This window comes from Pseudomonas sp. NFR02 (genome assembly GCF_900119375.1).
In the GTDB taxonomy this organism is placed as follows: Bacteria; Pseudomonadota; Gammaproteobacteria; order Pseudomonadales; family Pseudomonadaceae; genus Aquipseudomonas; species Aquipseudomonas paracarnis.
Genome location: NZ_FPJJ01000002.1, coordinates 44,246 through 65,873, shown reverse-complemented (window position 1 = coordinate 65,873; position 21,628 = coordinate 44,246). Strand labels below are relative to the sequence as shown.

Genomic DNA, 21,628 nt, shown 5'->3' with positions numbered 1-21,628 from the left:
CCACCGTCGTCTATTGTCCCTATATCTTATGCCTATCAATGCACTTTTGTAGGAGCGAGCAAGCTCGCGCCTACAAAGGAAAGGCAAAAGGCAGCAATAGTCGTATTCCGAGTGCCCCGGTTATGTTTGGCCGAAGGCTTGTGTCATGATGATCCGACCGCAGGTTAGTCGTCCTCTTCCTATATGAATAGATCTTCCGCGTTGCTCCTCGCTTTTGTCTTCCTCAGCGGCTGCCAGGCCATGGCACCCGTGTCGCCGGACGCTACGTCGCCGGTGGAAGACAGCACTCCAGCCCCTGAAAAACCCAAGGTTTATTCCTCGTTCAGTGAAGAAACGATCTACAGCCTGCTGACCGCTGAACTGGCCGGCCAGCGCAATCGCTTCGATATTGCACTGGATAATTACGTGACCCAGGCCATCAACACCCAGGACCCGGGGATTTCCGAGCGAGCGTTTCGCATCGCCGAATACCTGGGCGCCGACCAGGCAGCGCTGGACACCTCGCTGATCTGGGCCAAAAACGCGCCGGATGATCTGGAAGCCCAACGCGCCGCGGCGGTGCAACTGGCGCGTGCCGGGCGCTATGACGACTCCATGGTCTATATGGAGAAGGTTCTGCAGGGCAAGGGCGACACACATTTTGACTTTCTTGCGCTGTCGGCCGCCGACACCGACCAGGACACGCGCAACGGCCTGATGAAGAGTTTCGATCGCCTGCTGCAAAAGCATCCAAAGAACAGCCAGTTGATTTTCGGCAAGGCCCTGCTGCTGCAACAGGACGATGAAGCCGACGCCGCGCTCAACCTCTTGGAACAGAACCCGCCGGAAGAAGGCGAAATCGCGCCGATCCTGTTGCGTGCACGCCTGCTGCAAAGCCTTAACCGCGGCAAGGAAGCGATTCCGCTGCTGGAAAAAAGCATCAAGAAATACCCCGGCGACAAGCGCCTGCTCCTGACCTATGCACGCATGCTGGTTGAGCAGGACCGTATGGAAGACGCCAAAGTGCAGTTCGCCAACCTGGTCCAGCAATACCCGGACGACGACGAACTGCGTTATTCCCTGGCATTGGTGTGCCTGGAAGCCAAGGCCTGGGACGAGGCCAAGGGCTACCTGCAAGAGCTGATCGAACGTGACAGCCACGTGGATTCGGCGCACTTGAACCTGGGCCGCATCGCTGAAGAGCGCAACGACCCGCAGGCGGCCCTGCTTGAATACGCCCAAGTCGGCCCCGGCAATGATTATCTGCCAGCGCAGTTGCGCCAAGCCGACATCCTGATGAGCAATGGCCGCACCGACGAAGCGGAAAAACGCCTGGCCGCGGCCCGCGATGCCGAGCCGGACTATGCCATCCAGCTGTACCTGATCCAGGCAGAGACCTTATCGGCCAACAAGCAGGGCGAACGCGCCTGGAAGTTATTGCAACAGGCGTTGCTGCAATACCCCGACGATTTGAACCTGCTGTACACCCGAGCCATGCAGGCGGAAAAACGCAATGATCTGGCGCAGTTGGAGAAAGACCTGCGCCTGATTATCAAGCGTGACCCGGACAACGCCATGGCCCTTAACGCCCTGGGCTACACCTTGTCCGATCGCACCACGCGCTACGCCGAAGCCAAGGTGCTGATCGAACAAGCCCACGCGCTCAACCCGGAAGACCCGGCCGTACTCGACAGCCTGGGCTGGGTGAATTACCGCCTGGGCAACCTCGACGAGGCCGAGCGCTTGCTGCGCCAGGCGCTGGAGCGTTTCCCGGACCAGGAAGTTGCCGCACACCTGGGCGAAGTGCTCTGGGCCAATGGCAAGCAGCGCGAAGCCCGACAAATCTGGGAAAAATTCCTCAAGGAACAACCCGACAGCCCTATCCTGCGCAGCACCATCAAGCGCCTGACCGGATCCGAGACCCTTTAAGCTTATGTTCTTGCGCCACATTATCGTTTTCAGTTTCATCGCCCTGCTCGCCGGTTGCGCGGGCATCGGCAGCCGTGAATCCGTTGAAGGCCAGGGCAACCCGGCACAATGGAAACAACACAAGGACCAGCTCAGCAGCATCGATGGCTGGCAGATCGAGGGCAAGGTCGGGGTGCGTGCGCCGAAAGACTCCGGCAGCGGCACCCTGTTCTGGCTGCAACGCCAGGACTACTACGACATTCGCCTCTCGGGCCCCCTGGGTCGTGGCGCAGCCCGCCTGACTGGCAGGCCAGGGCAAGTAAGCCTGGAAGTGGCCAATCAGGGCCGCTACGAGGCAACCTCTCCGGAAGAACTGCTGGAGCAGCAGATTGGCTGGAAGCTGCCCGTCTCTCATCTGGTCTGGTGGGTCCGCGGCCTGCCGGCACCTGACAGCAAGAGCCGGCTGAGCCTCAATGGCGACAGCCGCCTCGCCACCCTGGAGCAGGATGGCTGGCAGGTCGAATATTTGAGCTACGTGGAGCAAAGCGGCTATTGGCTTCCCGAACGTATCAAGCTGCATGGCACCGACCTTGATGTCACGCTGGTGATCAAGGACTGGCAACCGCGCAAACTGGGGCAATAACGTGTCCGCACAAAAATTGACCCTGCCCTCCCCGGCCAAGCTCAACCTGATGCTGCACATCCTTGGCCGTCGTGAAGATGGCTACCACGAGTTGCAGACGCTGTTTCAGTTTCTCGACTACGGCGATGAGCTGACCTTTGCCGTGCGTGAGGATGGCGTAATCCAACTGCACACCGAATTCGACGGCGTGCCCCACGACAGCAATCTGATTGTGCGGGCAGCCAAAAAACTTCAGGCACAATCCGGCTGCCCACTTGGCATTGATATCTGGATCGACAAAATCCTGCCCATGGGCGGGGGTATCGGTGGCGGCAGCTCCAATGCCGCGACCACTTTGTTGGGCCTCAATCACTTATGGCAACTGGGCTGGGACCACGATCGCCTTGCTGCGCTGGGCCTCACGCTGGGCGCCGACGTCCCGGTTTTCGTGCGGGGGCACGCCGCATTTGCTGAAGGCGTTGGGGAGAAACTCACCCCTGTAGAGCCCGAAGAACCTTGGTATGTCGTGCTGGTGCCGCAAGTATCTGTAAGTACAGCAGAAATTTTTTCAGATCCGTTGTTGACACGTAACTCTTCTCCCATTAAAGTGCGCCCCGTTCCCAAGGGAAACAGTCGAAATGACTGCTTAACGGTTGTAGCAAGGCGTTATCCAGAGGTACGTAACGCTTTGAATTTGTTAGGTAAATTTACCGAAGCAAAATTAACCGGCACTGGAAGTTGTGTGTTTGGGGGCTTCCCAAGCAAAGCTGAAGCTGATAAAGTCTCGGCCCTTCTTACAGAGACCCTTACAGGGTTTGTAGCAAAAGGAAGCAACGTTTCGATGTTGCATCGCAAGCTGCAAAGTCTGCTCTAAAAGGAACCGAGTGTTAGGCACTCGTTGCAACAGATACAGGGGCGTCGCCAAGCGGTAAGGCAGCAGGTTTTGATCCTGCCATGCGTTGGTTCGAATCCAGCCGCCCCTGCCATTTTCTAATACTCATCCAGGTTACCCTCAGCCTCTAGGTACTGCGCGTGTCCAAGATGATGGTCTTTACGGGGAATGCCAACCCCGATCTGGCTCGACGTGTCGTACGTCAGCTGCATATCCCTCTCGGTGACATCTCTGTCGGTAAATTCTCCGACGGCGAAATTACAGCCGAGATCAATGAAAATGTCCGCGGTAAAGACGTCTTCATTATTCAGCCGACCTGCGCTCCGACCAACGATAACCTGATGGAACTCGTCGTGATGGCTGATGCCTTCCGCCGCTCCTCAGCGACTCGAATCACAGCTGTAATCCCTTACTTTGGTTATGCCCGTCAGGATCGCCGTCCGCGCTCCGCACGTGTAGCTATCAGCGCGAAAGTCGTTGCTGACATGCTGACCGTGGTAGGTATCGACCGTGTGCTCACGGTTGACCTGCACGCTGACCAAATCCAGGGGTTCTTCGATATTCCGGTAGATAACATCTACGGCTCCCCCGTCCTGGTGGATGACATCGAAGACCAGCGCTTTGAAAACCTGATGATCGTGTCCCCGGACATTGGTGGCGTCGTGCGTGCACGGGCTGTTGCCAAATCCCTGGGCGTGGACCTCGGGATCATCGACAAACGCCGCGAGAAAGCCAATCACTCTGAAGTGATGCATATCATCGGTGATGTCGAAGGGCGTACCTGTATTCTGGTTGATGACATGGTCGACACCGCCGGCACGCTGTGCCACGCGGCGAAAGCCTTGAAAGAGCACGGTGCAGCAAAAGTCTTCGCCTACTGCACACACCCTGTGCTGTCGGGCCGAGCGATCGAAAACATCGAGAACTCCGTGCTGGACGAACTGGTGGTGACTAACACCATCCCGTTGTCCGCCGCAGCTCAAGCCTGTGCACGTATCCGCCAACTGGATATTGCACCGGTCGTTGCCGAAGCGGTTCGCCGCATCAGCAATGAAGAATCGATCAGCGCGATGTTCCGTTAAGGGTCAAACCAACGGATCACCTCACTGACGAAAAGCGCCCCGCCCCAGCATTCCGCTGGGGCGGGGCTTTTTTGCCCATATCGAGTTCGGCGCTGGTCGCAAACGCCCCTCGATGATGGCTATTTTGGAGATACAACATGAACGAATTTACTCTGAACGCCCAAGCGCGTACTGACCTGGGGAAAGGTGCGAGCCGCCGCCTGCGTCACGCCGCCAACATCCCAGCCGTTGTCTACGGTGGTAACAAGCCTGCTGAATCCGTGACCATCCTGGCCAAGGAAATCGCCAAGCTGTTCGAAAACGAAGCTGCCTACAGCCACGTTATCGAGCTGAACGTCGACGGCGCCAAGCAGAACGTCATCGTTAAAGCGATGCAGCGTCACCCTTCCAAGCAGTTCATCATGCACGCTGACTTCGTTCGCGTTGTAGCTGGCCAGAAACTGACCGCCATCGTGCCTGTGCACTTTGTGGGTGAAGAAGCTCCGGTCAAGAAAGGCGGCGAGATCTCTCACGTCCTGAACGAAATCGAAGTGACCTGCCTGCCGAAAGACCTGCCTGAGTTCATCGAAGTCGACCTGTCGGCTCTGGAAATCGGCGCCATCGTTCACCTGTCCGACCTCAAGGCCCCTAAAGGCGTTGAGTTTGTCGCACTGGCTCACGGTGATGACAAAGCTGTTGCCAACGTTCACGCTCCACGCGTTGCTCCAGAAGAAGCTGAAGAAGGCGCTGCAGAGTAATTCACTCTGTATTGCCGGAGCTTGAGGAAACATCGCGGACCGAAACGTAGCGAGAAAGCGGGCGATAACGCGGCGTTTACTCTTGAGTAAATGATGTAGTGTCGTCCACTTTCGCCGCACCTGGGTACGGCGATGTTATCCACAACTCCAAAGGAAGGGCTCCTGTCGTGACTGCCATTAAACTGATCGTTGGCCTGGGAAATCCAGGCGCCGAATACGAACAGACCCGGCATAACGCGGGGGCCCTTTTTGTTGAGCGCATCGCCCACGCCCAAGGCGTCAACCTGGTGGCCGATCGCAAATATTTTGGCCTGACCGGGCGCTTCTCGCACCAGGGTCAGGATGTTCGTCTACTGATTCCCACCACCTATATGAACCGCAGCGGCCAGGCTGTCGCGGCGCTTGCGGGCTTCTTCCGGATCAAACCCGAAGAAATCCTGGTGGCCCATGACGAACTGGACTTGCCACCCGGCGTAGCCAAGCTCAAGCTCGGCGGCGGGCATGGTGGGCACAATGGCCTGCGTGACATCATCGCGCAGTTGGGCAATCAGAATAATTTTTACCGTCTGCGGCTCGGCATTGGCCACCCAGGCGTTGCCAGTATGGTTTCAAATTTCGTCCTGGGTCGTGCGCCACGCGCCGAACAGGAAAAACTCGATGCCAGCATCGATTTTGCCCTCGGCGTGCTGCCGGATATCTTCGCCGGTGAATGGAACCGTGCGATGAAAAACCTGCACAGCCAGAAGGCCTGACTCTTATCCGAGGGGAAACACCATGGGATTCAATTGCGGCATCGTCGGCCTGCCCAACGTCGGCAAGTCCACCCTGTTCAACGCCCTGACCAAGTCCGGTATTGCGGCGGAGAACTTCCCCTTCTGCACCATCGAACCCAACAGCGGCATCGTGCCGATGCCGGACCCGCGTCTTGACGCACTGGCGGCCATCGTCAATCCCAAGCGCATCCTGCCGACCACCATGGAGTTCGTCGACATCGCGGGCCTCGTCGCCGGCGCCTCGAAAGGTGAAGGCCTGGGCAACAAGTTCCTGGCCAACATCCGCGAAACCGATGCTATCGCCCACGTGGTCCGCTGCTTTGAAGACGAGAACGTGATTCACGTCTCCAACAGCGTCGACCCCAAGCGCGACATCGAGATCATCGACCTGGAACTGATCTTCGCCGACCTCGACAGCTGCGAAAAGCAACTGCAGAAAGTCGCGCGTAACGCCAAGGGCGGCGACAAGGATGCAGTGGTCCAGAAGGGCCTGCTGGAGCAACTGATCGCGCACTTCACCGAAGGCAAGCCTGCGCGCAGCCTGATGAAGAACATGGGGGCCGATGAGAAGGCCGTGATCAAGGGCTTCCACCTGCTGACCACCAAGCCTGTGATGTACATCGCCAACGTTGCCGAAGACGGCTTCGAGAACAACCCGCTGCTCGACGTAGTCAAGGCTATTGCCGACGAAGAAGGCGCCATCGTTGTTCCGGTGTGCAACAAGATCGAAGCGGAAATCGCCGAGCTCGATGACGGCGAAGAAAAGGACATGTTCCTCGAGGCCCTGGGCCTGGAAGAGCCTGGCCTGAACCGCGTGATCCGCGCCGGCTACGAAATGCTCAACCTGCAGACCTACTTCACCGCCGGTGTCGAAGAAGTCCGCGCCTGGACCGTCAAGGTCGGCGCCACCGCGCCACAAGCTGCTGGCGTGATCCACACCGACTTTGAGAAAGGCTTTATCCGAGCTGAGGTGATCGCTTACAACGACTTCATCCAGTTCAAGGGTGAAGCCGGTGCCAAGGAAGCCGGTAAATGGCGCCTGGAAGGCAAGGACTACATTGTTAAAGATGGCGATGTGATGCACTTCCGCTTTAACGTGTAAGCACCACCGCAGTATTGACTGCGAACAAAAAGCCGATGCATTGCATCGGCTTTTTTGTGGCCGGCATTTAAGCTTACAAATAAAAACACATATCCAAATACTCAAATATCTCAGAATCCTCCTACTTACCTTTTTCGACGCATTAACCAAACTAAAGCCGAACACATTAAAAACTTAAACTTACAGTTATTTTCCTACATTATTCCGGCACATAACTACCTCTTCGCCGCGTGAAAACTTTTATATTCTGCGTTCTACTGAGTTGGCGCTTGCACACCGTCCTTCCACAGTGAAGTACTAGCGAACAGGGAGTACACATCGATGTCGGCCTACGTCCAGAAGGATAATACAACAGACGTTTCACTCATCGATGGTCAGGAAATTGAAACCACACTTAACAACACCGCCGCGCTTAACGTTGACATCCTGCTGTTGGGAGAAACGGGTACCGGCAAAGATACGCTTGCACAACGGATTCATCGCTTATCGGGTCGACGAGGTAATTTTGTCGCCGTGAACTGTGCGGCCATCCCTGAAAGCCTGGCGGAAAGCCAGCTGTTCGGTGTCAACAGCGGCGCCTACACCGGGGCAGTGCAATCAAGGGCTGGATTTGTCGAAGCCGCCCACTTGGGTACTCTGTACCTTGATGAGATCGACAGCATGCCCTTGAGCCTGCAAGCCAAGCTACTGCGTGTGCTGGAGTGCCGCGGGGTGGAGCGCCTGGGTTCGACTCGGTTCATTTCCGTGGACATGCGCGTCATTGCATCGGCCCAGCAATCCCTGCAAATCATGGTCGACCAGGGCGCCTTCAGGCGTGATCTCTACTTTCGGCTGAATGTCGTGAACATCGAACTGCCCGCCCTGCGCGATCGGCGCGAGCGCATCATCCCGTTGTTTCTGCAGATGATTCAGGAAGAAGCAGACCAGTTCAATTGCACACCTCCATCGCCTTCTGACGGCCTGTTGCATGAACTGCTCTGCCACCCCTGGCTGGGTAATGTTCGCGAGCTACGCTCGGCGGCGAAACGGTTCGTCCTGGGCCTCCCGCCGCTCTCAGCGCCCGCCTGCCGTCAGCCGCCCCCTCAGACGGACCTGAAGGCACGCCTTCAACAAATTGAAAAAGCGTTGATTGAAGAGTCGATGTACCGTCACCACCACTGTGTGGATACCGTAGCCATTGAGCTGGGGGTTGCGAAGCGCACGCTGTATTACAAAATGAAACAATTGAACATATCATTGGCATAAGCTTGATGACGCCCGGTTCAAAAATCTTATAGTCAAAACATCAATGATACGAGCCAGCACATGAAGAGCCGATAGTTTCTCAAATATTGAGGATCATATTTCGTTACACCTCCGCTCAAAACTTTTGGAACGCATCCGTTTTATAGGCCACACAATTATAGCTGCAAAATATGTCAACAGCGTCATATCTATGATGATGTTACGGGCAGCGAATACAATTCTTAATTCACAAAGGACCCTTATATGTCAACTATTACCTCAAGTGCGATCTATTCACGAGCGTTGGAAAACACGTCTAACCCATTCACTAAATTTAACGGAGGCACAGGAGAAGGATTTGCTGGAGGTGGCGAAGATGGCGCCGAAGGCATCTTCGAAAAGATGAAGGCTGATGCCATAAAAAACGGCTGGAGAAGCGCTGAAGTGAAAAACATTCAAGGGTTGATCCGGTCGGGGTCCGGTCAATAATTATCGGGTGATCGATTACCTTTCAGGCTCTCTAGTCCGAAAGGTAATCATCCCCCCTCCCGACAGGCCAGTGTGTACGCCTGTAAAGCTGCGCCCACTTTGATCGAGTAAACCGCCATGCGAATAGCAAACGACCCTTTCTCACAGAAAGGCAGCAGTACGGAACATACCCGTGCAGCCCAGGAACAGTCGCCAGACGGTATGGATGCCAGTTTTTTCACATCGATGCTTGAACGCCCCACCAACGCGACTTCTGCCAAGCCTGAAGTCTCGCTCCTTTTGACAGAGGCCTCAAAGCACCTCAGTCACTCAAGAGATGGCTTCGCAAAAATAATCCGCTCAACCAAAAAAGGTATAGATGTTGAGGCCATCAGTACTTACCCACGAGAGTTATATAGCGCACAACTCACATCACAACTCATGGTGAAATGTCTGGCCAAGACAACACAGTGCATCGACAAGATCAGTAACATGCAGTCCTGAGCATGAATAACTCTCTGCGTGTCGTTTTAGTTTTGATCATGGCTTTTATACTGAGCGGATGCGGTGACCGAGTGGAACTTCATCGCCAATTGTCCGAGCAAGAAGCCAATGAGGTCGTCGCCGAATTGGCTGATAAACATATTCGTGCGCAAAAGACCCCGGCCAAAGATGGCGTCGTCGTAACGGTCAATACAAACGACATCGGGCGCGCCGTACGTACCTTGGAAGCGGCAGGCCTTCCTCGACTTGCCCGGACCACCATGGGGGATACATTTCGCAAGGAAGGGGTCATTTCCACCCCCCTGGAAGAGCGTGCCCGCTACATCTATGCCTTATCCCAAGAGCTTGAAACCACCTTGTCCAAGATCGATGGCGTTATTGTCGCACGCGTGCATGTGGTGTTGCCCGAGCGCATTGCGCCAGGAGAGCCGGTCCAACCTGCATCTGCCTCCGTGTTTATCAAGCATGATCCCCGCCTGGATCCCGACAACATCCGTGCGCGGGTCCGCAGAATGGTGGCAAGCAGTATTCCCGGGATGACCACAGCGGTGGATAACCCGCAAAAACTCACTGTGGTGTTTGTACCTGCCTCCACTTATCAGGAACAGCAACGTCTGGTGTATTTCGGCCCCTTCCTGGTGCCTGGCGACGATCTCGGCTTCTGGCGAACCAGCATAATGATTGTGCTGCTCGCTCTGGTTTCGGCCGTGGCCGCCATGATCTTCCTCCAAGCGCGGCGCAAGCGTCACTCCCAGGAGCCGGCCATTAAAGGCGACTCAGCGGGGTCAACGCATGGCACCTAGACCCGACCCTCTCATGCGTGAACAACTGGCCTGGGCTCAGTGGTGGGCTTTTCCCTGGAAGCAGGCCCACGAAGACTGGCGAGGTGAGGAGTATCGTGCGATTGAAAGGCTTTTTTACAACGGCCGGTCAGTGCCCGACAACCTGACGGGTTTTAAAGCCTGCTTGCCTGCTGCGCCTCACGCTACCGTGCTTCGGTTGGCCCTGGCCACGACGGATCAACTGAACCTGGGGCTGGCATTGGTCACGCACATATTCAATCCCGAAGCGCCATCACCATTGAGTGAAAGTCATCACCAGTGGTGCATGCGCCTCTCCATGGCGCTGCACCCCTCCATGCTGCCCCCACATTCCGATCCACTGCGACTGCTTCATAGCTGGGTTGAACCGGCTATCTGGCAGCGTCTTCGATTGCGCTTTCCCCGTACACGTGTGAGCGAGGCTGAAATAGCAAACGCCCCACTCGAACATGCAAGCGGCCGATTGAACACTCTCTGGCAGGCCGTCGTCTGGCGCGTCACGACCATGGCGAGCGGCAACACGCCCCTGTCTCGCACAGGTGAGGAAAACAGTAATGTTATGCCGACATACTATTGAGTTACGCAATGACGCATCCGGCGCACGAGGAAGCCTTATCAAGCGCGAAGAGCTTGCCCATTGGGAACACGCCAACCACCTCCTGAGCCACGCCAAGGCCCAGGCCGACGAATTGATAAGTATGGCCGAGAAAAAATGCGAGGCCATGCTTGAACAAGCCTCATTGGAAATCTGGCAACGCGCAGATGCACAACTCAAGCAATGGGAACGCGACCGTCAAACGATGCGCGACAACCTTGAACACTATGCGACCTCCATAACCAACCAGGCCATTCGCTGCTTGCTCGGCGAGACGACTGCCCCGCAAAGGCTCGCAGCACTGTTAAAGCACTTGCTGGAGAGCCAAGTTCAGGAAGTCAGCGCGACGCTGCTCTGTCATCCCCTTGATCTTGAGGAAATAAGGCAGAGCCTTGCACGCCACAAGAGCAACGCCTGGAAGTTAAGCGCCGACGACACAGTTCATCTTCAGACACTCGTACTGAAAACAGATGAGGGCGACTTCCGTATCAGCTGGAACGCCATGCTCGACACTTTTTTCAAGCAGGATAAAGAGTACTTGATCGAGATTTAATCCTACGAACATAGAGACTTTCTTTATGTTAATCACTCAGAGCTGACTGTTTAAATTCATCCATCGACAATAGAAAACCGAGGAAAAATCATGGATTTTTTCAAAGAACTGACTCATTCGATTGCCCGAAATAAAACATCGACATACAAGGAGTTCAAAGCCGGCTTCGAAGAAAGCCTGGCCGCCGAAGACAGCGAACTCTTTCACAACTTGGTAACGCGTAGAGAGGTCACCTTTGCGCTTTATAACGAGCACGGTAAAACCGTCAACCAAATGCTTAAAACAACTATTGAAAGCTTCCAGTAGATGAAGGCGCTCGTGAGTGACTGGTTGAGCAGCGGAAAGGAAAAAATCGCTCTATTTGAGGGCGACGACGAAGTCACCCTGCAACGTCAGGGAGACACCGTTTTATTGGGGGCTCAACTGACCTCTTCTCTACCCGATAACTCAGCCTTGCAAGGCTGGCTGCGCCTGGGCGCGGCCAGCTTGAATCATTTTCAAGGTGCATTGGCTCAAAAAGCCGACACGGGAGCGCTATGGGTGATTAACAGCCTGCGCGCCGACCGTGGAGAAGCCGGCCTGCTTGGCTGCCTTGAAGCCCTGCTCAACCAACGCGACACATGGCGCGCAATCAATGCACGACTTGCTCGCCCAGTTCAAAACCTCAAACCCACCCCGCTAAGTTCACGTTCGTACTAATCAGAGAACTGTCTATGTCTAACAAGACCCATAAGGGCAATCGCTCGTACCTTGGCTCGCCTGCCGTTACAGCCAAAAGAACCCACTGGCGGAATGTGTTTTTGTTTTCCTGGTTGCTGGTTTCAGCACAAAGCGCGCTGGCCGCCATCCCTTCGGAATGGAAAAACACCGCCTACGCTTATGAAGCCGAGCATAAGCCGGTGCGCGAGGTACTCGAAGATTTCGCCCAGACCTTCGGTACACAACTGCAGATCGAGGGCCTGCTGGAAGGCATCGTCAATGGCAAGATACGCGCTAACACCCCGCAGTCATTGCTCGACCGCCTGGGGGTAGAGCATCGCTTCCAATGGTACCTGTACAACAACACGCTCTACGTCAGTACTCTGGACCAGCAAGAGTCAGCGCGCCTGGAGGTCTCCTCCGAGACCATTGCCGACCTCAAGCAAGCCCTCACTGATATCGGCCTGCTCGACAGCCGCTTCGGTTGGGGTGAGTTGCCCGACGATGGCATCGTGTTGGTCTCAGGGCCTCGGCGCTATATCGAGCAAGTCAAACAGTTCAGCAGCCAACGCCGCTCGGTGGACGAAAAACAGAGCGTGCTGAGTTTCCCGCTGAAGTTTGCCAATGCAGCGGATCGCCACGTGGATTATCGCGGCCAGAAGATCACCATTGCCGGTGTTTCCAGCATTGTGCGGGGCTTACTGGAGCCACGCTCCAACGCGACACCCCCTGCGTTAGCCCAGCGCCCCGCCTCACAGCCCGCCCCTCTCGTACCCAACGTTCCCCGCTTGAGCAACCCGTTGCTGGGGCAGATGCTCGCTACAAACAGCACTCCCATGCCAATGGATATTGGCGCCACACTCAGCCCGCGGGCGCCGGCACCCACCAGTCGCATTCGCGTCGAAGCCGATATGCGCAATAACGCGGTGCTCATTTATGACCTGCCAGAGCGCCAGGCCATGTACCGCGAGTTGATCGCTCAACTCGATGTGGCGCGCAAGTTGGTGGAAATCGATACGATCATTCTGGATATCGAGCGCACCCAATTGCGTGAATTCGGCGTGAACTGGGGGTTTCAGAACAGCCGTTTCCGTGGTGGTGCAAATATGGCGCCCGGCACATCGCAGCAGTTGTCGATCGAGAATCGCGACCGTTTCTATGCTGACATACGCGCCCTGGAAGCCAAGGGGCTGGCGACCATGGTGTCCAACCCCTCCGTGCTCACCCTGGAAAACCAACCGGCGGTGATCGACTTCAACCGCACTCAGTACCTGACACCCGGTCGTCAGAACGCAACCATCCTGCCGGTCACCGTGGGTACCAGCGTGCAGGTCGTGCCCCGCGTCATCACCAGCCGAGGCAGCCATCAGATTCACTTGGTGGTGGATATCGAGGACGGTACGTTCGATGAGTCCAACCCCAATCGTGACCTCAATAACTTGGATGTGCGCCGCGGTAACGTCAGTACCCAGGCGGTCATGGCGGAAAAACGCTCAATGGTGGTGGGCGGATTCCATGTCACGGAAAGCACCGACAAGCACAACAAGGTGCCGCTGCTGGGCGATATCCCACTGCTGGGCAAGGCGTTGTTCTCTTCAAGCGAACGGCAGAACAATCGGCGTGAACGCCTGTTCATCATCACCCCACGCGTCATCGGCGACCAGGCCGATCCGTCCCGCTACTTGCCTCAGGCAGACCAGGCCGAGTTGCAGACGGCCCTTGCACCACTGGCCAGGCGCAACGCCCCTCACCAGCCCGAGATCAAGCGTAGCGACATCATCAGCACGTTGGCGCATCTGGTGACGGGAGAAGTGCCCAAGGCCTTCAAGTTGGCGCCCATGCCCCTGGGATTGAACACGCTGTGCAGCCCCCGCGACTTGCTGGCGCTGAACAGCGAGCGCAGCCAATGGTACGCAGGCCCCGAGTACAACGTCGCCGTCGTGGTGATGCGCAACCAGTTCAACCGCAATGTGCGCATCGATGAAAAAGAATGCAGCAACTCGCAGACTTTGGCCGTCACCGTGTGGCCACGCGCCTGGTTGAAGCCGGGAGAAGAAGCCGAAGTCTTTATCGCCATGCGCCCGGTGAAGAAGGATGAACACCTCAGCGTTCCGCGCCCTACCTTGATTACTCCTGTCAAAAAGGCCCGACCATGAAGCATCAATTGTTGTGCGTCACCCTGATCGGTGCGGCGCTGCTCGTCAGCGCTTGTACCCCAACATGCAAAGGCGACTCCTGCTCACGCCCGCAGTCGACCGCGCAGAAGATGGTGATCTGGTGGCCATCGCACATGCGCGTCCAGCCTGGACCGTCCGGGGAGCGCGCGGACCACCAGACGGTATCGCTGGAGCGATGAGCACGACGCAAATGCCCGGCAACCAACCCCAGGTAGTGCTGAACGACCTGGTGAGCGGCGCTGCCGCTCACCAGTCCCTCGCGCCCGGTATCAAAGTGTGCACGTTGCAGGCCGGCAATCGCCCGGGGCTGGCTCTGCATGTCGCTCGCGAAGCGTTGCAAGCCGGGCAATTGCAACGGATATTACAGCGCCGCTTTGAGCAGGCCCTGGTCTTCGAGGGGTGCTTTGTCTACCTCGATGCCCAGGGCGCCATGGTGATCTGGCACGCGCTGCCAACACCGCCCGGCAATCTGGACAGGACGCTGAGCCGGATGCTCTCGCTGGCAGGTCTCAGTGTCCTGGACCCAGGATCCATTCGCTGATCAGCGCTGGTCAAGCTCCGGGAGCTCCAGCGTCTCGCGTTTGGCGTCATCGTCCAGCTCGCGCAAGGTGCGATAGATCAACGCCACGGCCTGCAGGGTTTCGCGAGGAATGCTGGCTCCCAACTTTTTGGTGTAGATCGTACGCGCCAACCACACACACTGAATCACGGGCACCTCGGCGGCCTTCGCGCGCGCGATCAGTTTTCGCGCCTCGTCGTCCGTGCCTTTACTGATCAGCAGGGGCAGAGGCGTCTTGCCAGGACGGTAATACAGGGCGACCGCAAAGTGCGTCGGGTTGACTACCAGCATGTCTGCCTCTTCCAGCTTGGGCAGTTTGACCTTCGGTTCCTCCTGGGCCAATTGCTGCGCCAACTGACGGCGCTGCCCCTTCACATGAGGGTCGCCTTCCATGTCTTTGTATTCTTTGACGACCTCAACCTGTGTCATGCGCATACGCTTGGCGAAGAAGTGCTTCTGCAACGTCAGATCGATCAACGCCAACACCAGCAACAGCCCCAGGCAGGCATGCAGCAAGTGACGGAACAACGCGATCAGCGCCAGTAGGTAACTCTGCAGATCGCTGTTGGCAAGATTGATCAACGCCCCCAAAGAGGGCCAAACCACCACGTACACAATCAGGCCCAGGAGGAACGCCTTGGCTATGCTCATCAACAGATTCATCAAAGACTGGGCAGAAAACATCTGCTTGATCTGGCTGATAGGGTTGAGGCGATTGAAATCCAGCTTGAGCGTTTGCGGGGCGAACAACAAGCCGAACTGCATCCAGCTGCCAATCAGCTTCGCAGCAATTGCAAGCCCGGCCATCAGCAGAGAGAACGAGAAAAACATGACCAGGCCCTCCACCAGTACTTCTTCCAGCACTCGCACAAACGGCTGGCTCAAGCGCGACATCGGGAACACCATCAGTTGCTGAAAGCGCTGCATACTGGTCTCGGCAGTGAACAAGGCGACTTCACTGATAGCCGTCAGTGCCAACAGCTTGCTCACATCCTGGCTTTGGGCGACCTGACCTTTCTTGCGTTGGTCACGCAGTTTCTTGGCGGACGCCGGGTGCTTTTTTTCCCCCGAATCACTCACGGTGCCGAGACCGAGAACAAAAGCCCCAGATAGTGCTTAAGGTCACCCAGCTGGCTCATACGCCCGACAATAAGATCCTGCAACAATGCAAAGTACAGCAACAAAATACCGATTCCCGCCAGGCATTTGACCGGTGGCGCCAAGGTACTCACTTGCAATTGCTGGCTGTAGACGCCCAGCAACGCGATGCCAAACTCCAACAGCAACAACACGGCAATAAAGGGCGCAGCGTAAAGCATCATGTGCATGAACGTGTCACTCAGCATCCCGACAAATACGCTCATGCCATCAGCCGCTGGAAACGGAAACCACACGGTGGGAGGCCAGATCAGATAACTGTCCCAGATCACCTGGGTCAGCGTGCCCAACCCCAGAACGGCCATCAACAGGTAAATCGCCAGTTGCTTGAACATGTGCCCGATCGGTGTCGCGTCCGGCCCCAGTGACGGGTTAAGTTGGCCACCTGCCAAGGCTCCACGCTGGTTGTCCAGCAGTGCCCCGACCGACTCGAACATCCAGAACGGCATCGCCAGCAACACCCCGAGCAGCAACCCCAGGACCACTTCCTTGATCATCAGCGCACCGAGCATGATTGCTGAAGGGTCCTGCCCTGCCAAAGCTGCGTGAATACCCGGCGCGGGCAGCAGCGCCAGGACCATCACGATGGTGTGCCGAGGCAGGCCTCGCACGTGCTGAAAACAAAACGCCGCCACCAAAATGCCACAGGGGTAAATACGCGCCATGCCAATCACCAGGCTGGGCAGGTAGTCAAGATAAAGCAGCACAGGCGACGCCTCAGTTCAGGGCCGAACGGCCGATCATTTCAAACGTCAGGTTGATCAGCTGGATCAACTCAACGCCAATCCAGCGGCCCGTCAGGATCAATGTGACACCCACCGCCACCAGCTTGATACCAAAGGGTAATGTCTGGTCCTGGATCTGCATCAGTGCTTGTACCAGGGAAGTCAGTACCCCCACCACCACCGCCACGATCAGCGGCGGCGCCGACAGTACAACCACCAGCAACATGCCCTGCTTGAACAGCACGATAGGTTCCATACGCCACTCAGAGATAAGAAAGGAACAGGCTGTCGAGCAACCGCGACCAGCCAGACACCAGCACGAACAGCAGCAGCTTGAGCGGCAGGGAAATGGTCATCGGCGAGACCATCTGCATACCCAGCGCCAGCAGCAGGTTGGAAACAATAAGGTCGATCACGATGAAGGGGATGTAGATCAGGAACCCGATCTCGAACCCCGCCTGCAATTGCGAAAGCACAAAGGCCGGAATCAGCAGGATAAGATCCTCACGCTGCACCTCCTGCGCCATTTTCGCTGGCCACAGACGTGCGGTATTTTCCAATAGATGGGTCAGCACATCCGGGTCCACATTACGCAGCATGAAGGCACGCAAGGGGTTGATGGCCTCATTGCCGGTACTCAGAAACGTTTGCACGTTGGTCATGTCCAGAGGCGAAGCCTTAAGGTTCTCGGCGATCTCGTAACCCACCGGCGCCATGATGAACAAGGTGGCAGCCAGGGCGATTCCGTTGATGGCCATGCTTGGAGGCACCTGTTGTACGCCGATGGCATTGCGGGTAATCATCAGCACAATCACGATTTTCAAGAAGGCTGTGCAGACAACCAACAGCATGGGCATCAACGACAACGCCCCCAGAAATACCGCCAGAACTACCGGGTCCAGCCCCTGAAGAATCATCGACCGAACACCACTCGGGACAACTGCAACCCCAGACGCCCGTCAACTTCCACCAACTGTCCCTGGCCGATGGGTCGATCACCGTAATACAGTCCCGCCGTGCCCGGGGCGAAACCGGCAATGCCCAATACCGAGCCGGGCACGAGGTTACGCAGCTCCCCCAGGGTAAGGTTCAGTGTTCCGCAGCGTACGTTCAGCGTCATGCTCAACTCATCGAACGGCTCGGGGCCGAATACGTCCATGACAGGTTCATCGTTTTCATGCCCCGAGTAATGAGGTACAGCTAAATCTTCGTCCACGGACATGTCCTCGATAGAAGTAAGAATGAAACGTAACCGCCCGTTGTCATCGTCAATGCCCCCGTGCAGGCGCTCTCTGCCAACCTGCACATAGCCGCTGCCCAGGGCCTGGAAAAAGGTCTGTTCAAGCACCAGCACATCGCCGGTCCGCAGGCTACTGGCCTGTACAATCGGTAACCGCAACCGCCCAAGGGTCACGGCAATTGCCAATTGAAACGACAACGGCAGTGGCGCAGCCGTGGCCCGCCAGGAACTCGCCTCGTGCAAGGCCAAAAAGCTTTCGGGGCTCAACCAGGCATAACCCTCAGCCCAGGATGCCCCCAGGGTCACGGTGAGGCGGCAGCCAAACCCCCTTGGTCGCTCGGTGTGCAGCAATCTCACATAACCCAACAACGACCGCACTTCGGGGCTCAGGTAATACTGGAACAACGCCCAGAACCAGGAGTCTGGTTCGTTGTCGGCCCCAGCGAGGGTCACCGGACACTCGCCCATCAGGCTGAGCAACGGCCCTGCCTTAGCGAGCGCCAGCACGCCGCACTGCGTGTCAAAGCACACCGCTTCACTGCCAACTGGCGCACGTCCAGGCTCAAGCCGCAGCTCACCGGCCTGACCCGCGACATGGAACGGCAGGTACAGGCCGCGCCCCAGTCGGTTGCGTGCGGCAACCAAGTCGCTCTTGATCGACGGGAATGTCAGTAGCGGTACGATCATAGGTTGCCGACGCTTGGCACAAGTACGCTGACTGGCCGCCCCAGCGCTTGCGCAAAACGTTCCTCACACTGCTGTCGTACGCCACTGAGCCACCGTGCCGTGGCGCCCTGTTCTGCTTCCAGCTCAATGGTCCAGGCGCTCTGTTCTCGGCGCACGCTGGCATTGATCCGTCCCAGACGTGGCAAGTACAACACTGCCTGCAACGGCCATTGCGAACCGGCCAATACACGCGGCGCCAGCTGTTCGGCGAGCGCCTCGATCATGGCGATACCGGATGCTGATTTTTTTCCCGATAAGGAGGCTCCCGTCCCTGTGCCCTCACGCTCATCAGCAAACAGCCGCGCAAACAGTCGCCCTTGCTCCCAGGGCACCACGCCCGCTGTTCCCGGCTCACGTTCTTCCCGTGGCTCACGCAGGGGCGGTCTTTGAGGGGGTTTATTAGCAACCTTAGTCATGCCGGCTCCCGTGCCAGTAAAAGTGATAACTCCTGTAACTTTTCGACCTGTCGCAAGCATTCGGTGGCTTGCCTCTGGGCTTTGCCAACGTGGCTTTCTTTTACTGGCCGTTGGCTGCGCAACGCCTCAAGCTGCCCCTCTTCTCGCTGGGTGCTGGCGGATAAGGAGTGTTCCTGCGCGCGCCAGGATTTCAGCCCCTTCAAGGTCAGGGTCTGGCCCTGATGCTGACTGAGCAACTGCGCACTTTGCCGGGCTTCCTCCTGCCGAGTCTGTTCAAGTGCTTCCTGGGCCTGCTGGATGTGCGCAAGCAGGGCCTGCTGCGCACGCTTGGCCTCACGCAGGGCACGCTCGGCCCGATCGGCCCGGTGCCTGCGCAGGCGCCGCAGCGTCTCCACCTCACCGAGCAGTACGTCAGAATGGGACATGGGCGGTCAGCTCCTTGAGTTGCTCCAGCGTGACAGCCATCGGTGTCGGCTCACGCAAATCCTGGCGCAGGAAACCATCCACCGCTTGGCGACTGTTCACCGCCAGGTCCGTCAGGGCATCGCTGCCAGGCTGGTACTCGCCCAGCTTGAGCATCAACTCAATCTGCTGGTACGCCGATAGCAAACGCCGCAACGCCGTGCCCGCCTGGATATCCGCAGGTTCTGCGACGTTGCTCAATATTCGTGAAAGGCTCGCCAGCACATCCACCGCCGGATAGTGCCCACGCTCGGCCAATTTGCGCGACAGCACGATATGGCCGTCAAGCAACGAACGCACTTCGTCGGCCACTGGGTCGTTCATGGAGTCCTGCTCGATCAGCACCGTGTAGATCGCTGTGATCACACCGTCACGGGTCAACCCGGCGCGTTCCACCAGACGCGGCAGCAAGCTGTACACCGAAGGCGGCAGACCACCGCGTCCCAGGGGCTCACCGGCAGCCAGGCCAATTTCGCGCTGGGCCCTGGCGAAACGAGTCAGGGAATCAATCAGCAACAACACCCGTTGACCCTTGCGCCGGAAACCTTCAGCCAACGCCGTGGCGGTGAATGCAGCGCGAGCGCGCTCCATGCTGGAGCGATCAGACGTAGCACACACCAGTACCGCTTTGGAGCGCAGTTGCTCATCCAGCTCATGGTCGAGAAACTCACGCAACTCGCGGCCTCGCTCGCCGATCAGGCCGAACACGATGACGTCGCATTCGACGTTACGGGCGATCTCGGCCAACAAGGTCGTCTTGCCGCAACCGGCCCCGGCGAACAGACCGACGCGCTGGCCTTCACCCAGCGTCATCAAGCCATCAATGGAACGCACCCCAGTGGCCAGGGCACGGTTGATCCGCGGGCGCTCGGTGGGTAACGGCGCTTCACACAGCACCGCACTGGTATCGGGCAGTTCAGCTTCGACAAACGCACTGGCGCCCTGCCCCGTAATCGGTCGCCCGAAACCATCCAGTACTTGGCCCAACAGCGCCTCGCTGACCTGCACACGATGCGAAACGCCCAGGCGCTCAACGCCAGCGCCCACTCGTACGCCTTCCAGATTACCCAGGGCACTGAGTACTGCATCCTGCTGATCAAAGCCGATGATTTCGGCGAGCATGAAATCGCCCGGCCCTTTTTCCACTTGGCACAAATCGCCGATGCGCGCCTGAGGCAATCGGCATTGCAGCAACATGCCATTGACGCGCTGGATGCGACCACGCATCGCCACTGGCGCAAAGCTGCTCAGCGCCTGGGCCTGGCGCTGTTGCCAGGCGTCGAGACGCGCTTGCAATTGCGTACTCACCAAAGCACCTCATAACGCTGCGCGCCGTCGAAAACCACCTTGCTGTTGTCGATCAACACCAGGCGCAGGCCATCTACCTGATCCCCCAGAAAAAGCCGGCTCCCCTCTTCCAGAACCACGTGGCCGTTCGGTCCGCCCACTATCTGCACAATCCTGAACGGCAAGGCCTCATCGCGCACACGGACACGACTGATCACCGGCACCGCACTGTCGAATTGCTCACCAAAACGGCTGAGCATCCGCGACACCAACTCCACATCTTCCTGGGAAACATCCCCGCTCAGCACGACTTGGCCGTTGATCACCTGCAAGCCGATGCGCGGGTTCAACTCACGCTCGCCAAGCATCTTCACCAACTGTTGGCGCACATCAATCGGTGAGGCCAGTTCCTGTTTGCCAGCCACCGCAGGCATCAGCGAAGCCTGGGCCTCATGCTCCCCTGTCGAGACCATGCCCACTACGGCGATGATGATCGCCATCACCAGCACCAGGCTGATCAAGCGCTTTTGCTGCGAGGGCGCAATGGCGGACAACATCAGTGCCTGCGCGGGTTCATCCGGCGATGGCACCGCTGCGGCCGCCGGCGCCACAGGCTCGGGCCACGGTTGATCCGCCAGGGTGACGCACAACCTTACGCTGCCCACCAGAAAGGGCACGTTCAATGCCAGATTCGGGATCTGCGCCATGGCTTGCCCAGCAGCCCCGTACAACAGTTCCGCCTGGGCCTGCACCGACCAGTTAGCCTCAAAAAAGCGCAGCAACGCATGCTGCTCGGCAACCCCTGGATCGTTCAGCACCAAGTCAGCATCTGCCTGGGCGCCAATGCTCCATTGTTCGCCAAACAACGGCAACGCAGCGCCCTGGCGCTGGCCATCAAGCACCCTTAGCTCATACATTA

General features: G+C 57.5%; 26 protein-coding genes and 1 tRNA gene. 18 read left to right on the top strand and 9 right to left on the bottom strand.

The genetic code is table 11. The features are described from left to right. The first annotated feature begins 183 nt into the window (after positions 1–183). From BT199_RS05995 to BT199_RS05905, 18 genes are all read left to right on the top strand, one after another. Positions 184–1,908, top strand: a complete 1,725-nt coding sequence (locus tag BT199_RS05995; protein ID WP_014716833.1) for a tetratricopeptide repeat protein — start codon at positions 184–186, stop codon at positions 1,906–1,908. A gap of 4 nt (positions 1,909–1,912) precedes the next feature. Then, complete coding sequence (gene lolB / locus BT199_RS05990) at positions 1,913–2,530, top strand: lipoprotein insertase outer membrane protein LolB (protein ID WP_003188354.1); 618 nt, start codon at positions 1,913–1,915, stop codon at positions 2,528–2,530. Between the two features lie 49 nt (positions 2,531–2,579). Next, the gene (gene ispE / locus BT199_RS05985) at positions 2,580–3,383 is read left to right on the top strand and encodes a 4-(cytidine 5'-diphospho)-2-C-methyl-D-erythritol kinase (protein WP_256575947.1); all 804 of its coding nucleotides are present in this window, start codon (positions 2,580–2,582) and stop codon (positions 3,381–3,383) included. 37 nt (positions 3,384–3,420) lie between these two features. Further along, positions 3,421–3,495 (top strand) — tRNA-Gln (locus BT199_RS05980). Between the two features lie 46 nt (positions 3,496–3,541). After that, a complete protein-coding gene (locus tag BT199_RS05975; RefSeq protein ID WP_003171603.1) occupies positions 3,542–4,483 on the top strand; it encodes a ribose-phosphate pyrophosphokinase in 942 nt (313 codons plus the stop codon). 137 nt (positions 4,484–4,620) lie between these two features. Next, positions 4,621–5,220 carry a 50S ribosomal protein L25/general stress protein Ctc gene (locus tag BT199_RS05970; protein WP_003188351.1) on the top strand — a complete coding sequence of 200 codons (600 nt, stop codon included), beginning with the start codon at positions 4,621–4,623 and terminating at the stop codon, positions 5,218–5,220. A gap of 167 nt (positions 5,221–5,387) precedes the next feature. Further along, positions 5,388–5,972, top strand: coding sequence for an aminoacyl-tRNA hydrolase (gene pth / locus BT199_RS05965; protein WP_010213318.1), 585 nt, complete (start codon positions 5,388–5,390; stop codon positions 5,970–5,972). 22 nt (positions 5,973–5,994) lie between these two features. Beyond that, positions 5,995–7,095, top strand: coding sequence for a redox-regulated ATPase YchF (ychF, locus tag BT199_RS05960; RefSeq protein ID WP_014716830.1), 1,101 nt, complete (start codon positions 5,995–5,997; stop codon positions 7,093–7,095). A 321-nt stretch (positions 7,096–7,416) separates the two neighbouring features. Then, positions 7,417–8,340: a sigma 54-interacting transcriptional regulator gene (locus BT199_RS05955; RefSeq protein WP_072434142.1), complete on the top strand. Its 924-nt coding sequence runs from the start codon at positions 7,417–7,419 to the stop codon at positions 8,338–8,340. Positions 8,341–8,583: 243 nt separating this feature from the next. Then, complete coding sequence (locus BT199_RS05950; RefSeq protein ID WP_072434141.1) at positions 8,584–8,808, top strand: type III secretion protein; 225 nt, start codon at positions 8,584–8,586, stop codon at positions 8,806–8,808. 485 nt (positions 8,809–9,293) lie between these two features. Then, positions 9,294–10,094 carry a type III secretion system inner membrane ring lipoprotein SctJ gene (gene sctJ, locus BT199_RS05940; RefSeq protein WP_014716826.1) on the top strand — a complete coding sequence of 267 codons (801 nt, stop codon included), beginning with the start codon at positions 9,294–9,296 and terminating at the stop codon, positions 10,092–10,094. Positions 10,095–10,107: 13 nt separating this feature from the next. Next, positions 10,108–10,689, top strand: coding sequence for a type III secretion protein (locus BT199_RS05935; RefSeq protein ID WP_224796991.1), 582 nt, complete (start codon positions 10,108–10,110; stop codon positions 10,687–10,689). Further along, positions 10,667–11,260 (top strand): type III secretion system stator protein SctL, encoded by a 594-nt coding sequence (sctL, locus tag BT199_RS05930; RefSeq protein ID WP_014716824.1) that lies wholly within the window; start codon positions 10,667–10,669, stop codon positions 11,258–11,260. Before BT199_RS05935 ends, sctL begins: the two co-directional genes overlap by 23 nt. A 90-nt stretch (positions 11,261–11,350) precedes the next feature. Then, positions 11,351–11,566, top strand: a complete 216-nt coding sequence (locus BT199_RS05925; protein WP_014716823.1) for a hypothetical protein — start codon at positions 11,351–11,353, stop codon at positions 11,564–11,566. Beyond that, a complete protein-coding gene (locus tag BT199_RS05920) occupies positions 11,567–11,959 on the top strand; it encodes a hypothetical protein (protein WP_014716822.1) in 393 nt (130 codons plus the stop codon). 14 nt (positions 11,960–11,973) lie between these two features. After that, positions 11,974–14,115, top strand: a complete 2,142-nt coding sequence (gene sctC / locus BT199_RS05915) for a type III secretion system outer membrane ring subunit SctC (protein ID WP_072434140.1) — start codon at positions 11,974–11,976, stop codon at positions 14,113–14,115. Continuing rightward, positions 14,112–14,315: an HrpT family type III secretion system protein gene (gene hrpT, locus BT199_RS27380; RefSeq protein ID WP_072434139.1), complete on the top strand. Its 204-nt coding sequence runs from the start codon at positions 14,112–14,114 to the stop codon at positions 14,313–14,315. The genes sctC and hrpT overlap by 4 nt, the downstream gene beginning before the upstream one ends. Beyond that, the gene (locus BT199_RS05905; protein WP_014716819.1) at positions 14,312–14,677 is read left to right on the top strand and encodes a hypothetical protein; all 366 of its coding nucleotides are present in this window, start codon (positions 14,312–14,314) and stop codon (positions 14,675–14,677) included. The genes hrpT and BT199_RS05905 overlap by 4 nt, the downstream gene beginning before the upstream one ends. Here BT199_RS05905 and sctU read toward each other — a convergent pair whose 3' ends face one another. Genes sctU through BT199_RS05860 form a run of 9 tightly spaced genes read right to left on the bottom strand, consistent with a single transcriptional unit; the run spans position 14,678 to position 21,626 of the window. Next, positions 14,678–15,775 (bottom strand): type III secretion system export apparatus subunit SctU, encoded by a 1,098-nt coding sequence (sctU, locus tag BT199_RS05900; protein WP_072434138.1) that lies wholly within the window; start codon positions 15,773–15,775, stop codon positions 14,678–14,680. Continuing rightward, on the bottom strand, positions 15,772–16,560 hold the full coding sequence (gene sctT / locus BT199_RS05895; RefSeq protein ID WP_020301451.1) for a type III secretion system export apparatus subunit SctT: 789 nt from the start codon (positions 16,558–16,560) through the stop codon (positions 15,772–15,774). Before sctT ends, sctU begins: the two co-directional genes overlap by 4 nt. A 10-nt stretch (positions 16,561–16,570) precedes the next feature. Then, positions 16,571–16,834: a type III secretion system export apparatus subunit SctS gene (sctS, locus tag BT199_RS05890; RefSeq protein WP_014716816.1), complete on the bottom strand. Its 264-nt coding sequence runs from the start codon at positions 16,832–16,834 to the stop codon at positions 16,571–16,573. Positions 16,835–16,841: 7 nt separating this feature from the next. Further along, positions 16,842–17,495, bottom strand: coding sequence for a type III secretion system export apparatus subunit SctR (gene sctR / locus BT199_RS05885; RefSeq protein WP_014716815.1), 654 nt, complete (start codon positions 17,493–17,495; stop codon positions 16,842–16,844). Further along, complete coding sequence (locus tag BT199_RS05880) at positions 17,492–18,505, bottom strand: FliM/FliN family flagellar motor switch protein (protein ID WP_014716814.1); 1,014 nt, start codon at positions 18,503–18,505, stop codon at positions 17,492–17,494. Before BT199_RS05880 ends, sctR begins: the two co-directional genes overlap by 4 nt. Further along, entirely contained in the window at positions 18,502–18,960 is a 459-nt protein-coding gene (locus BT199_RS27210; protein WP_014716813.1) for a type III secretion system HrpP C-terminal domain-containing protein, read from the bottom strand. The genes BT199_RS05880 and BT199_RS27210 overlap by 4 nt, the downstream gene beginning before the upstream one ends. Continuing rightward, complete coding sequence (locus BT199_RS05870) at positions 18,957–19,385, bottom strand: type III secretion system stalk subunit SctO (RefSeq protein ID WP_014716812.1); 429 nt, start codon at positions 19,383–19,385, stop codon at positions 18,957–18,959. Before BT199_RS05870 ends, BT199_RS27210 begins: the two co-directional genes overlap by 4 nt. Then, positions 19,372–20,730, bottom strand: a complete 1,359-nt coding sequence (locus BT199_RS05865; RefSeq protein ID WP_014716811.1) for a FliI/YscN family ATPase — start codon at positions 20,728–20,730, stop codon at positions 19,372–19,374. The genes BT199_RS05870 and BT199_RS05865 overlap by 14 nt, the downstream gene beginning before the upstream one ends. Further along, complete coding sequence (locus BT199_RS05860) at positions 20,727–21,626, bottom strand: FHA domain-containing protein (RefSeq protein ID WP_072434137.1); 900 nt, start codon at positions 21,624–21,626, stop codon at positions 20,727–20,729. Before BT199_RS05860 ends, BT199_RS05865 begins: the two co-directional genes overlap by 4 nt. Between the last annotated feature and the right edge of the window lie 2 nt (positions 21,627–21,628).